The following is a 12,675-nucleotide window of genomic DNA, read 5'->3' as shown; positions in this document are numbered from 1 at the left end:
AAGGAACCATGAAGTTGCAGTTGCAACTCTATGGCTCCCTGTTCATGTAATTCTAAGTGCAACAGCTTATGTTGCATTTAACTTTTCAATTAACCCCTACCCCTACCCCTTACCTCCTTGCCCCTTACCTCCTTGCTATAATCATAACCTATAACCGAATAAAGGCTGGAGTTACTTTGGAGAAGATCTGACTGTCCTTCCATACGATATAAAAACCCAATTCAAGCCTTAACTCGAAGGGGATAACCACCAGCTATCATAGACATATCTCGGCCGGGCGCATACTGCGGCGTTTTCATCTTTCCGCACCATTGCCGCTGCGTTGGAAAGAAGTATCTTCTATTGCCTTTCCCATCTGCGTTTGATAAAATATTATTATTAAATATAAGATGAAGGGTATGATTATGAAGAAGAATGTTTTCATTTTGAGTGCTGCTTTACTTGCATCCGCATGGCTGACTGCATGCAATTCCGGGAATAAACAATTTCCGGAGCCACCTGCAACAACTGAGACCAAGGAAACGGAGACAACAGCCGAAGTTAAAAAAGCAGTCGAATTTTCAACAGGCTCCTGGAATGGCCATACATTTACCAGCCCTTGGCTGAACCTTGCTATTACTTTTCCAGAGGACTGCACGATTTCCACAGAAGAGGATATTAAGAAAATGCTGGGAACCGGCCAGGAAATCCTGGTCAACAATGGGGTTTCCAATGAAGCACAGTATAAAGCTGCGGAGTTTACAACCACCTATGATTTTATGGTGATCCTGCCGGACCAGTCCTCAATCGTTCAGATGCTGCATGAAAATGTTTCTGTTGCAGCCCTTGGAAAAAGCATGTCGGCTGAACAGTATTTGGATGCTGTGAAGGCGCAGTTAGGGGCTTTGGAGGATTATGGCTATGAGTTTAACGATTATGAGGATGTTAATATAGGGGGACAGACCTTTACGAAATTTTCGGTTTCTGCGCTTGGAGGAGCTATGCTTCAGGATTATTATTGTATTTCCAAAGGAAAATATATTTCTTCCATAATTGCCAGCTATATCCCTGATTCAGCCGAAACAATTGAAGCTGTTATGGCAGGGGTTACGACTTCAAAATAGGAAGAAGTGCAGGTTTAAACAGGGGCAGGGGCTATCATCACAATGCTGATAGCTCTGGCTCTCTCCATCATACCAGACCTGCTCCATCTCCTGCATATTTCTTGACCGGGCGGGTGGCTGGCTGGACGTCAATCCTTTGTATTTCAAGCGGATAAGGCAAACTCAAAGAATTAATATGGAGGTATCCACCTGTGAATATACAAAAAGTCACAGACAATAAAAAGGCATATATCGGCTTGCTCTTGTTAGCAGACGAGCAGGAAGACATGATAGACAAGTACCTTGAACGTGGCGAAATGTTTGTTTTACATAACGATGGGGTAAAGGCCGAATGCGTAATTACAAAAGAGTCGGAAGGTATTTATGAACTAAAAAACATTGCGGTTATGCCTAACTGTCAACGAAAGGGCTATGGCAAGAGAATGATTGATTTTCTGCTTTCCCATTATACTGACTGCAAAACTTTACTTGTTGGAACTGGGGACGTTCCTTCTGCACTTCGTTTTTATCACAAGTGCGGCTTCATAGAATCACACCGCATAAAAAACTTTTTCACGGATAACTATGACCATCCGATGTTTGAAGATGGCAAACAGCTTGTTGACATGGTCTACTTGAAACGGGAGCGGTAGCAATTTTTCTTGGTACACCTACATACGCACCCATTCCTTTCCCCTTTACCGCCTTCCACTTTACTCCGCTTCTTCCTCCTGCTGCTGTAAAAATTGGAGAAAGGCTTTCGCCGCTCTGGAAACAATCCGCCCCTCCTTCCATGCAAGAGCAGAACCAACGGAAAGCTCCGGTTCCAGCGGCAAAAACTTCATATCGTCATAGTGGCAGTCCTGCTCCAGACAAATGACAGCGCCTTTTCGTTCACGGGCAACAATGACCGCATTGTGCAGCACATTATAGTTGGCGGAGAAATCCATATCCTTTGCAAAATCTCCCGACCACTGGCGCAGTTCCATATGTGCGGGAGTATTGACATGTATCGTCATGACAAGCGTTCCAACCAGGTCCCCAGGATGGATCGTATCCTGTGCGGCAAGGGCGGCTTCCCGATGAATGAGCGCGCCCCAACGCTCTTTCATCTGCATGGAAAGGGTTGTATATTTCGTAAGGTTAAACGGTTCCAGAAATAAGCCAATGTCCAAAGACCCCTGTTCAATGCGCTCCTGTATTTCTTCATTGGATCCGCTGTACAGTTCAAATTTCACCCTGGGGTAACGGCTTTGAAACGCCGTCATTGCCTGTGCTAATTCCTGAACGCTGCGAAGTTCGTTACACCCGATAGAAATAATACCAGAAAGTGTTTCTTCGTTCTGCGTCACCTCGCTCTTTGCTTTTTCAGCCATGGCAACAATGTCCTGTGCTCTGCGCCGGAATAAGAATCCTTCATCAGTCAGCAGAACGCTGTGATTAGTTCTCTCAAACAGCTTTACACCCAATTCATCCTCCAACTGCATTAGCTGGCGGGAGAGGGTAGGCTGCGTCACATGGAGAAGCTGCGCTGCCTTTGTAATATTTTCTTCTCTGGCTGCCATGAGAAAGTATTCTAAAACGCGGATATCCATTAGATTACCTCCTTTTGAGAACACTATATCATGCTTGAAATTCAAAATCAACATACGGGAGGTTTTAAAATGAACATAAGACCAGCGACAAAAATGGAGCTTCATGAGATAATTTCTTTTTATAACGAAATGTGTAAAGTTTTGGATAAGGCAGGATCTTTACCAAATGGGAATAAAGGAGGTTTTCCTTCAAAGCAGTTGATTAAGGATTTTATTGCGATCTCATCAGCAAACACCATGACACGGTTAGGCATCCCCAGACTCTCCATGGAGTACAGGCCAAATCCATGCCCGCTTTCTTCTTTACGGCTTAATATTCTTACCAGCGCATTATCAAAGGCATTTCCCAGCAATACACACAAATCCGCGTCTTTTATAGACAGTTCCGGCAGCGGCGCTATATCCGCATGGAATAGAATACCGTTTTCCACCGCGGTTTTCCATGCGTGATTTACCATGGAATCCACCACCATATTGCCGGTCCTTGCTTCCAGTCTCCCCTGCTTTTTTGTTTCCCCTATCAGTTCAATTAACACACTCTGAACCTCCTCCAAAGTTCCTGATAATATTCTGCCGCCCGCGGTGTCTATTTCCGGGTGTTTTTCTGTAAGCATTTCAATTAAATGTTTGCCTCTCTTTTGCGAGGCCCTGGTAACAATACAAGTATTGTGGTTAGAAAAAATTGCAACATGCAGGCAGTAGCCTGTTCTATTTTTTGTGTTGAATATATCAATTAGATTAATAAAATAAGCACCGATTATATCGCTCCTTTTGATGACGCAAAACTGTCCGCCTTCAAAAAAAATGTAGTCCCTTGTTATAATACCTGGTGACATTGTTGGTCCGTTAACGTCAAAGTAAATGCTATCCTGTTGTGGAACTTGTGAGGAAAACTCTCGGATAACAGATTCGGGGTAGTTACTGGCTTCAGCAAATGTTTGCAGCCAGTCATTTACGTCCATACCTTTCCTTTTACGGCCTAGTCGGAACAACGGTACACTAGGAACAAGAAAAACCAGGCAAAGAACTCCCAAAAAAATCAATGTAGGTATGTCATCATTATTACCTCTGCTCAGTGTTACGATTGAAAATCTTATCAGTCCGTAACCAATAAGCACCCCCATTGCAGCCATTGCTACCCCAGATACGATCAGAGCATTTCCGCCTGATTTTCCAATCTTTCCCAGGCATTCAAGGTAACCATTTGCGTAACGCTTTTAAATGCTCTTTTCCCGCATGGATAACTTCTTTTTGAAACCTTCTTTTTTCTATAATATATCATATAAAGCGATATACGCTTCCAGCATGTAATTAATGATGGAATATATGTAATTTCTGCGAGTACCCTCAGTGGACAAGGGGATGGTAAAAGACGGAACAAAAAAGAATACGTGATGAAATAATCCAGCTGATCTATTGGTGGTTTCGGGCGGATTTGGAACTTGCACCCTTAAGAAACGCGCGCTGCCAGGCGCAATACAGCAAAAAACTCCTTCCTGTTTCCATCCCAGGAAGGAGTTTTTCAGTGATTTATTTCATTCTTTCGCCATGGTAATACCGCTTTACTGCCGGATAAATATCCAGGTAACGTTGATACAGCACGTCATAGAAAGCTGCCCGTTCCGGATCCGGCTTATAGGCAACTGAGCGTTCCCTGCTCTGGAGGGAATCTGTAAACTCCGAATACCCCTGTATCCTGCCTTCTGCCAGCAGCACCGCCGCCCCCAGGGCCAGGGCCGGGAGCATTTCCCCATCTTTGTATACATACACGGTCTGGTTCAGGATATCGGCCAGTATCTGATTCCAGACGCCGACACGCCCTCCGCCGCCTATGACGGATATGTTTTTGGGCGGAACCCCAATGCATTATATCCCCTGCCTGATGGAAAAGGCCACTCCTTCCAGACAGCTCCTTATCATATCTCCCTGCCCCGTGGCAGCCGTGATTCCCAGAAAGCTTCCCTTTACCAGGGAATCCATCACCGGAAACCTTTCCCCGTTGAGATAGGGGAGGAATACCACGCCTCCGCTTCCCGGTCTGCTCTCCCTCAGCCGTTCCTCCACATATGGGTAATCGATGTTCTTCCGGGAATCCCGTGCTGTAAACAGGCTGCTGATCCATTTATGCACATTCCCTGCATTGAGAAAGGGAACCACGTTGATATAGGCCCCCTGCTCCATTGCCGCCAGATTGAATATGCCCTCCGATCCCCTGGAAACCTCCCTGGATATGGTGGAAACCCAGCCTGAAGTCCCCAGGTTTATGTTATATTCCCCAGGGCGCCGGATCCCGCTGGCAAGGGTGGCTGCACCAGCATCCCCCACGCCTGCGTATATCCTGACCCCTTCGGCAAATCCCGTGGCTTCTGCCCCTTTTTTGCTCAGGGTCCCCACTGCCTGATGGGGATAATACAGTTCAGGCATGAGACTGGGATCGATTCCGGCAGCTGACAGGATCCTGCTATCCCAGGCGCCCAAAGCCATATTCATGGCTCCAGCCGTGGAGCAGGCCGTCATATCACCCACAGCCCTGCCAGTAAGCCGGAGAATAATATAATCTTTTGCGCTTATAAGGACCTTATGGATCTTCCCGTACAGATCAGGCTGGTTTTCCTTGATCCACATCAACTTGGGCAATGGGAGGGAACCGTCATAATGGTTTCCTGTGACAGACTCCAGATAGTCCGTTCCCATGCGCTCAATGAGTTCCCGGGCCTGGTCAGCAGCCCGGCCGTCTGAATACAAGACAGCATTTCCCACCGGACATCCTTCACGGTCCACAGGAATCACATCCTGCATCTGACCGCTCATGATGACTGCCTCCACAGGCGTCCCCTTGTCCATTGCCGCGAATCCCTTTGAGATCCCGCAAAAGGCATCAAACCAATCCTGTGGCCTCTGCTCCTTTTTTTCATTATCAAAGATCGTACTGATTGTTTTTGACACGGAGGAAAGCACCTCCCCCTTTTCATTGATCAGCACGCCTTTGACTGCCGTTGTGCCTATGTCATATGTGGCAATTGTCATTTGACGGATCCCTCCTTGCTGCAAGCACTTAGCGTGCCTGCTCCATAATACCGGCCAGCTCATCTATAAAATCGTAAAGTTCTTCCTGGGATTTGTTCAGTTTTCTCATAATCTCGGTTCCAATAATGGCCCCATAGAATCCGTTTTGTATCAGTTCCCTGACCCGTTCGCCTGAGCTGATCCCAAAACCCGCAAAGATTGTATTGCTATGGAACATTTTACCGTAATCCAGCAGTTTTTCATAGTCGTTTCCACTGGTTTGCATGCCTGTAGGACCGCTGTATAAACGCTGATAGATCATTGGAAATTCCTGGATTGTCTTTGTTATTTCATTAAAACTGTCGTCACTGGAGATAAAACCAACCACGTCCAGACCATATCCGCTGATCTCAGCCTTTAACCGGATCCTGTCCTCAACCCTAATATTGGGGATCACCAGGGCATCAAATAATCCTTCCTCCGCCAGATTCCTGTAAATTTCCGTATGGATCAGGTCCTCCCTGTATCCCATAAGCCATATGGGAACTGAAACCTCAGCCCTAAGACGCCTCCAAAAATCCATGGCATGGCAAAGCCCTGTCCCCACGGTTTCATGGGCTTTTTTAATTACCTCCCCATCCTCGTAGGGATCCTTGGAAGGAAATCCTATTTCCAGTACCGGCAGCCCCCTGCGGCAGCACTCATGGATAATATGAAAAAAATGCTCCTCATCCGGATATCCGGCGGTTATGTACCCCACAAACAGATTCCTGTTGTCGTCTATACTTTTTTGCATACGCCTGCTGTGAACTTTTATCTGATCCATTACTTAGCGTCACCTCGTCCCAACTTCTGGGCAATTACAGCAACCACTATAATAATACCCGTAATAATATTCTGCATATAAGAGGGCATCTGCAGGATCGTCAGCCCGTTTGCCAGGATTGACAAGATGGCAGCACCCACAAATGTCCCCGCCACATTGGGGATTCCCTGCCTGGATACCGTGCAGCCGATATAGGCAGCGGCATAGGACTGGAGGAAATATCCGGCTCCCGCCGAGGTGTTGGCCGAGCCCACCCTTGACGCAACGGCGATTCCCGTTCCTCCTGCCAGGGCCCCGCACAGCATAAATGCCAGGATCTTATATGTCTTCACATTGATGCCTGCGATCTTGGACGCCTCTTCCCCTCCGCCGATGGCATACATTTTCCTGCCCGAAGGCGTATGCTTCATAAAAAATGCAAAGGCCAGGACAAACAGGATCATAAGCACTGAAAGGAAGGGGATTCCCCCTATCTTAGAAGTTCCCAGCCAGGTAAAGCTCTTTGGTATGTTTTCAAAAACAGTCGCCCCGCCTGTCAGCCTGTAGATCAGGCCGTCCAGCACTGTACTGATACCCAGTGTGGTGATAAAGGAGAGTACCTTGAATTTTGCCACAATGTATCCATTGACCCATCCGATCACCATACAGACCAGGACTGTTAGCAGGAAGCTGGCTCCTACCGGTATGCCCGCCACTGCCATCAGGGCCGCCATAACGCCTCCCAGGCTGGCCATACTGCCCACGGATAAATCAAATTCATTCACCACCATTACCATGGTGGCTCCAATGGAGATAATGGTAAGAGCCGCCATCTGCCGGCTGATATTAATAAAATTCTTTAGGGTGAGAAAAGCGGCAGGCTTCAGAACGCCGAATATCATGATGATCACAAGAAGTGCGATTATGGTTCCATAGGCCTGGGCCATCTGTTTAAAATCTGTCTTTTTCATCCTCTTCACCTTTCTTTATTTATCATAACAATAGGAAAGCACTTCATTTGATGTCAGGTTTTCATTCTTCAGCAGTTCCTTTGTGCATCCCCGTGACATGATCAGGATATTATCTGCCACTTCAAGAATCTCTTTTAAGTCAGATGACACATAAACCACCGCGCTTCCCGCCGCGGCCCGTTCCCTCAAAAGTTTATGGATTTCGTTGCGGGTCTTTACGTCCACTGCCTGGGTCGGCTCGTCACACAGGAATACCTTGGGGTTTGTCATAAGCGCCTTTGCAAACACTACCTTTTGCAGATTTCCTCCTGACAGTTCAATGGCCCTCTGGTCCATCCCCGCCATCTTGATCTGAAGGCTTCCAACCCGCTCTGATACGGCCTGCTCCTCCTTCTTTGCGCTGAGTACCCCATGGCTGGAATATTCATCAATACAGGACAGGGTCACATTTTCCTTTATGCTCATGCTGCCGATCATTGCCTTTCCCCGTCTGTCCTCACAGATCAATACCATTCCTTCGCGGATGGAACATCCAGGGGACAGTCTCTCCATCTTCTTTCCGTCTATGGACACGGTGCCGCATTTGGCGGTCCTGTATCCATAAATACACTCCAAAAGTTCTGTCCTTCCACTACCGCCCAGTCCGAATATTCCAAGGATTTCACCGCTGTGCGCCTGAAGGCTGGCACGTTTGACGATCCCGTCTTTGGATGCCATCTCCCTTACCTCTAGCTGCACCGGCCCCAGTCCCCCGGTTTTATCAACTGTCTCTGCCTTCCACTGTTCGGTCATCAGGGAGATCAGTCCCTCTTTATCCACGTCCTTTGTGCCCACAACACCTGATTTTATGCCGTTTTTGAAGATGGTGATCCTGTCCGTGAGCCGGAAGATCTCATCCATCCTGTGTGTAACATAAAGGATGGATGTGCCTCTTTGTTTCAGGCGGTCAATGATGCCAAACAGGATCTCCGATTCCTTATCTGTCAATGATGCGGTCGGCTCATCCAGGATCAGCAGCCTGCAATCCGTCATCATGGCCCGGATGATCTCCAGGCATGTCTTTTGGGGCGGGCTAAGCTGTGAGGCCGCCTTTGTAAGATCAATCTCGATCCCCAGTTCCTGCGCCTTGTGCTGCACCCGCTCCTTCATCTGCTTCCAGTCAATGGTTCCCCCTCTGCTCGGATATTCCATTCCAAGATACACGTTTTCCACCGCATTAAACGCCGGAATCAGCACGTGGTCCTGATGTATGACATTGATCCCTATCTTCCGGCTGTCAGTGGGGGTATGGATGGCAACAGGCTGGTCGTTCCAGTAAACCGTGCCTTCATCCAGTGAATACACACCTGTAAGGATCTTGATCAGGGTGGATTTGCCTGCCCCATTTTCCCCAACCAGTCCATGTATCTCTCCCTCCTGGATATCCATGTCTATTCCCTTTAACGCATAGATCCCATTAAACTGCTTACTTATATTTTCTGTCCTTAAAAGCATAATCTTACTCCCTGCCAATGTACTGGCGTCACTGTGCGTCTGCGTTTTCCTGGGTGATCAGTGTGGCCGGAGCATACATTTCCCCTTTTTCAATCTCCTCACCCTTAAAATACCGGTCCATCTGCTCATATACAATCTGGGCCATTCCCTCAAAATTCTGCTTTACCGTGGCCTTCAGGTTGGTTCCCTCTTTTACCAGGGAAATTGCCTGCTCATTCCCGTCCACGCCCGTAACCAGAACCTGGCTCCGGCCTGCTTCCTGCAGCGCCTGTGTGGCTCCGATGGCCGGCTCATCCCACGCAGCCCATATGGCGGTTATGGAATCCGGGTCAGGGTTGGCAAGCAGAAGGTTTTCCACAATATCCTGGGCGTCATTGATCGGCTGTTCGGTCGGTACATGCTGCTCTGTGATAAGTGTAATGTCCGGGTACTCCTTGATCAGATCATCAAATGCCTCACAGCGCTTTACAACTCCCGGATGCGGCCTGTGTGTGAGGGCGATCACGGTTCCCTTTCCTCCCATCAGGTCATCAAACAGATATTTCACGATCAGCTCTCCCATCTGGTAATTATCACTGGTCGCATTCACCTGCATTCCCTCAATAAATCCGCTGTCACATCCAAACACAGGGATCTCCGACTCAAATACGTCCTGAAGCTGGTTTGAAAGCTGCCCCGGGTCCGCGCTTACCAGCACGATCCCGTCCGTCCCCGCTGAGACCACATCTTCCAGTCTGCTGGCCAGCTGGGAGAAATCGTTGTTTGTGTTGATCACAGACACCTCCGCCCCTGCATCTGTCAGCTTTTGTTCTATGTACTCAACCATCTGGTTGGTGGTCACCGAACCAAGATAAGGGGTCATCAGGGATATACTCTTTCCCTGCAATCCGGCTGCATCACCGGCCTTCTCCTTCTCTGTTTCCTTCTCTGTTTCCTTCTCTGTTTCCTTCTCTGTTTCCTTTCCGGCTTCCTTGCCGGTATCACTGCCCCCCTGTGTGGAAGCGCTGCACCCTGCCACTGCCACTGCCATCATTGCTGCCGCCAGTATGGCTAACATTTTCTTGATTTTCATGATTCTTCCTCCCATCATATCTGCTTTGCTGTTTCCAGGTCCGTTACCAGAATATCTATCTTACCGCTTTTCAGTGCAGCCTTAATGGCCTCAACTTTGGAATCTCCAATGGCTGCAGCTATGATCCTGCTTTTCTTTAAATCCTTAAGGGACTGCCCAATGGAGCGCTCCAGGATCTCCTGCCCCACCTCGCATCCGTCTTTGTCTAGGTAGGAACTGCACACAGAAGCAACTGCCCCCTGTCTTCTAAGCTCATCCACATCCTGTTTTCTGAGACTGCCCAGCTGGATATTGGTTGCTCCCTCGCTCAGGTTACCGATCCCCACCAGGGCTATGTCAACCTTTTTCCCGGCCTCCAGTACCTTGGCTATGGACTCCTCCTTTCTTAAGGACACAGCCAGGTTAAGATCCGATACCACAGCCGGTGCGTTAAGATTCAACGCACTTGTTCCATGCAGGTCCGCCAGCTTCTGAGCCAGGGTATCCGCGTGGATACTCATATTGGTGGTGGATATCCCACCGGCAAGGGGGACCACCAGCTTCAGCTTCTTGGGCGACTGTTCCATGGCATCGATCATGGCCTTGCAGGTATACCCGCTCATGACCCCCACCCTGGCATCCTGGGGAATGTAATCCTCCACTAATCTGGACGCCTCCTTTGCAAAGGACTGCATCCTGTTTTCCCCTTCTCCGCAGGTGCTGTCAACAACCAGAGCATCCCTGATGCCAAAGCACTTGATCAGCCGGTTCTCCAGTTCCGTCTCCCTGACATAAGGATTGGAGATGGAAATGTTCACAATCCCCGTCTCCTTAGCCGCTGTGATCAAACGGCAGATCTGGGGCCGGGATATGCCGAGAATGGCTGATATCTCCTTCTGGCTTTTGTTTTGGATATAATATAATTCGCATACCTTGATCATTAAACGTTTATTATTCATTGTCCCCATGGTGATACCTCATTTGAAATTAATTTCAATACTTGCAATATTGCTTACACTCCTTATTATAGTTAATAACATCCAATTGTCAATATTTCATAAATTGAAATTAATTTCACTCGAATTATGGGGCATATCACACAATTTTTATCTGTATAAAAAGGGCAAAACGAGACTGCCGCATCAATGATTTCCTGATCATTGATGCGACAGCCTCATGTATTTGGTCTATGAGCATCCGCAGAACGCGGCGGAACCCGAATACCCGCAACATTATGAAACTTATATTTTTCTACCATATGCTTCTTCATACAAACTAAAAGATAACGGTAACACTCTTCTATGTCATCTGCAAAGGAGCTCTCATTGCCTTCACTTAATTGCCGAAGCGCTAAAATGACTTGCCTGTTGAGATGTGTAAGCGTATGTCTCTTGGACGGATAATAAGCAAAATGATGTCCCCATTCAAGAAGACGGTTGGTTTCAGATAATATAACATATAAAGGTTCTAACGTGGTATGTTTTAAAATGGATTCAAACATATCTGCTAAATAAATGCCGCCAGGCGAAGTGAACCTGTCTGCTAACTCATCCAATTCCGCTCTAGTAAACTTCGAGGCCGCGGCTAAGGCCGCTGGGCGAATCACTAGTACCATCAGCTGCAGGGCATGAAGGTAACGTAATGCCTTTTCTACATATCCGGAATTAAGAGCCAGCCGATGAAGTTTCGTATCATCCGGTTTTATAACTATGGTACCTTTTCCATTTAATGTCTTTACAAAGCCTCTTTGTTCCAGTTCTGACAATGCCTTTCTGACTGTGGATAAAGAGACATCATACCGGCTGGCCAGTTGCTTTTCATATGGAAGATACATTCCAACAGAATATTCCCCAAGGCCGATTTTGAGATTCAGGTCATCCACAATTTTTGAGTAGCAGTAATCTTGGCCGCGCATGGGATTCCACGAAAACGCCATGCCGGTTTGAGCCGGATATTTAGGCATCGTATCTGACAAGTATTTTAATGTGCATTCAATAGAGTCCGTGAGATTTTGATACATATTTGATAACTGGCTGTACTTTATGAAGGGATCACGGCCCTTTAAGACATCTATAATAACGCCGGTTACAGATACAGACCCCTGCAAAAAATGTTCAGCGAAATAGGGACACTCTTCTGTAAAAAAAGTAAGCTTATTGGAAAGGCAGAATGAAGAATAGAGCTCGCTGAACAGGGAATTGCCACCTATTCTTAATATATCAGATCCTAATTTACAAGTCGTACGCCATCCATCAGAGGAATTTCCCAAACGCAATACTTTTATAGCCTTTTTATAATGAGGCATTATCTCCACATCACACCCCTGCAAAGCAAAAACCAGAAGTGAAGGCAGTATTAGGGCAAAGGTCTTATATACCTGTAAAATACCTTCTCTTTGTTTTAAAATGTTGAAAACAGTATTGGACAAATCAGGCGTATCTTTTCTTAAGGCAACGATTGGTGCAAGACGAGGCTGAATATCAACCAGACCTTCCTCCCGCAATGCATCAAGGACACGGTTAATCGTATATCTGCTTACATGGTATTGGTCGCAAAATATCCTTGAAGATGGCAAGGCGTTTCCGGGAAGTATCTGGCCCTCCAAAATACACTGCTTGATTTCGTTATATACAAACGTAAATTTTGTTTCTTGTGGTTTCATAACCTGCCT

At 47.1% G+C, this 12,675-nt stretch carries 10 protein-coding genes and 1 pseudogene; 2 read left to right on the top strand and 9 right to left on the bottom strand.

Annotated features, from left to right (window positions below):
* Positions 1-404 precede the first annotated feature (404 nt).
* Complete coding sequence (locus ABID13_RS19110; protein ID WP_048929358.1) at positions 405-1,103, top strand: hypothetical protein; 699 nt, start codon at positions 405-407, stop codon at positions 1,101-1,103.
* 191 nt (positions 1,104-1,294) lie between these two features.
* Positions 1,295-1,735, top strand: a complete 441-nt coding sequence (locus ABID13_RS19105) for a GNAT family N-acetyltransferase (RefSeq protein ID WP_048929359.1) — start codon at positions 1,295-1,297, stop codon at positions 1,733-1,735.
* A gap of 60 nt (positions 1,736-1,795) precedes the next feature.
* Here the strand turns inward: ABID13_RS19105 and ABID13_RS19100 are convergent, their stop codons facing one another.
* The 9 genes and pseudogenes from ABID13_RS19100 to ABID13_RS19060 form a co-directional block, all read right to left on the bottom strand.
* A complete protein-coding gene (locus ABID13_RS19100; protein ID WP_048929360.1) occupies positions 1,796-2,677 on the bottom strand; it encodes a LysR family transcriptional regulator in 882 nt (293 codons plus the stop codon).
* Positions 2,678-2,796: 119 nt separating this feature from the next.
* A complete protein-coding gene (locus ABID13_RS19095; protein ID WP_048929361.1) occupies positions 2,797-3,810 on the bottom strand; it encodes an ATP-binding protein in 1,014 nt (337 codons plus the stop codon).
* Positions 3,811-4,207: 397 nt separating this feature from the next.
* Positions 4,208-5,704 (bottom strand): annotated as a pseudogene (locus ABID13_RS19090) (xylulokinase).
* A gap of 28 nt (positions 5,705-5,732) precedes the next feature.
* Positions 5,733-6,509 (bottom strand): tryptophan synthase subunit alpha, encoded by a 777-nt coding sequence (locus ABID13_RS19085; protein WP_048929362.1) that lies wholly within the window; start codon positions 6,507-6,509, stop codon positions 5,733-5,735.
* On the bottom strand, positions 6,509-7,459 hold the full coding sequence (locus tag ABID13_RS19080) for an ABC transporter permease (protein WP_007867371.1): 951 nt from the start codon (positions 7,457-7,459) through the stop codon (positions 6,509-6,511). Before ABID13_RS19080 ends, ABID13_RS19085 begins: the two co-directional genes overlap by 1 nt.
* A gap of 15 nt (positions 7,460-7,474) precedes the next feature.
* Positions 7,475-8,953 (bottom strand): sugar ABC transporter ATP-binding protein, encoded by a 1,479-nt coding sequence (locus ABID13_RS19075; RefSeq protein ID WP_048929363.1) that lies wholly within the window; start codon positions 8,951-8,953, stop codon positions 7,475-7,477.
* A 28-nt stretch (positions 8,954-8,981) separates the two neighbouring features.
* Positions 8,982-10,025: a sugar ABC transporter substrate-binding protein gene (locus ABID13_RS19070; RefSeq protein ID WP_048929364.1), complete on the bottom strand. Its 1,044-nt coding sequence runs from the start codon at positions 10,023-10,025 to the stop codon at positions 8,982-8,984.
* Between the two features lie 14 nt (positions 10,026-10,039).
* Positions 10,040-10,972, bottom strand: a complete 933-nt coding sequence (locus tag ABID13_RS19065; RefSeq protein WP_007867381.1) for a sugar-binding transcriptional regulator — start codon at positions 10,970-10,972, stop codon at positions 10,040-10,042.
* Between the two features lie 206 nt (positions 10,973-11,178).
* Entirely contained in the window at positions 11,179-12,666 is a 1,488-nt protein-coding gene (locus ABID13_RS19060) for a GntR family transcriptional regulator (protein WP_048929365.1), read from the bottom strand.
* Between the last annotated feature and the right edge of the window lie 9 nt (positions 12,667-12,675).

The organism is Enterocloster citroniae (assembly GCF_040545455.1).
In the GTDB taxonomy this organism is placed as follows: domain Bacteria; phylum Bacillota; class Clostridia; order Lachnospirales; family Lachnospiraceae; genus Enterocloster; species Enterocloster citroniae.
The sequence above is the reverse complement of the archived record's forward strand: the minus strand, read 5'-3'. Positions and strand labels throughout refer to the sequence as shown.

Bases quoted from the DNA above. Each gene is read 5' to 3' on its own strand.
- ABID13_RS19110 (WP_048929358.1), top strand. From the start codon at position 405: ATGAAGAAGAATGTTTTCATTTTGAGTGCTGCTTTACTTGCATCCGCA.
- ABID13_RS19080 (WP_007867371.1), bottom strand. From the start codon at position 7,459: ATGAAAAAGACAGATTTTAAACAGATGGCCCAGGCCTATGGAACCATA.
- ABID13_RS19060 (WP_048929365.1), bottom strand. From the start codon at position 12,666: ATGAAACCACAAGAAACAAAATTTACGTTTGTATATAACGAAATCAAG.
- ABID13_RS19075 (WP_048929363.1), bottom strand. From the start codon at position 8,953: ATGCTTTTAAGGACAGAAAATATAAGTAAGCAGTTTAATGGGATCTAT.
- ABID13_RS19095 (WP_048929361.1), bottom strand. From the start codon at position 3,810: ATGGCTGCAATGGGGGTGCTTATTGGTTACGGACTGATAAGATTTTCA.
- ABID13_RS19065 (WP_007867381.1), bottom strand. From the start codon at position 10,972: ATGGGGACAATGAATAATAAACGTTTAATGATCAAGGTATGCGAATTA.
- ABID13_RS19085 (WP_048929362.1), bottom strand. From the start codon at position 6,509: ATGGATCAGATAAAAGTTCACAGCAGGCGTATGCAAAAAAGTATAGAC.
- ABID13_RS19070 (WP_048929364.1), bottom strand. From the start codon at position 10,025: ATGAAAATCAAGAAAATGTTAGCCATACTGGCGGCAGCAATGATGGCA.
- ABID13_RS19100 (WP_048929360.1), bottom strand. From the start codon at position 2,677: ATGGATATCCGCGTTTTAGAATACTTTCTCATGGCAGCCAGAGAAGAA.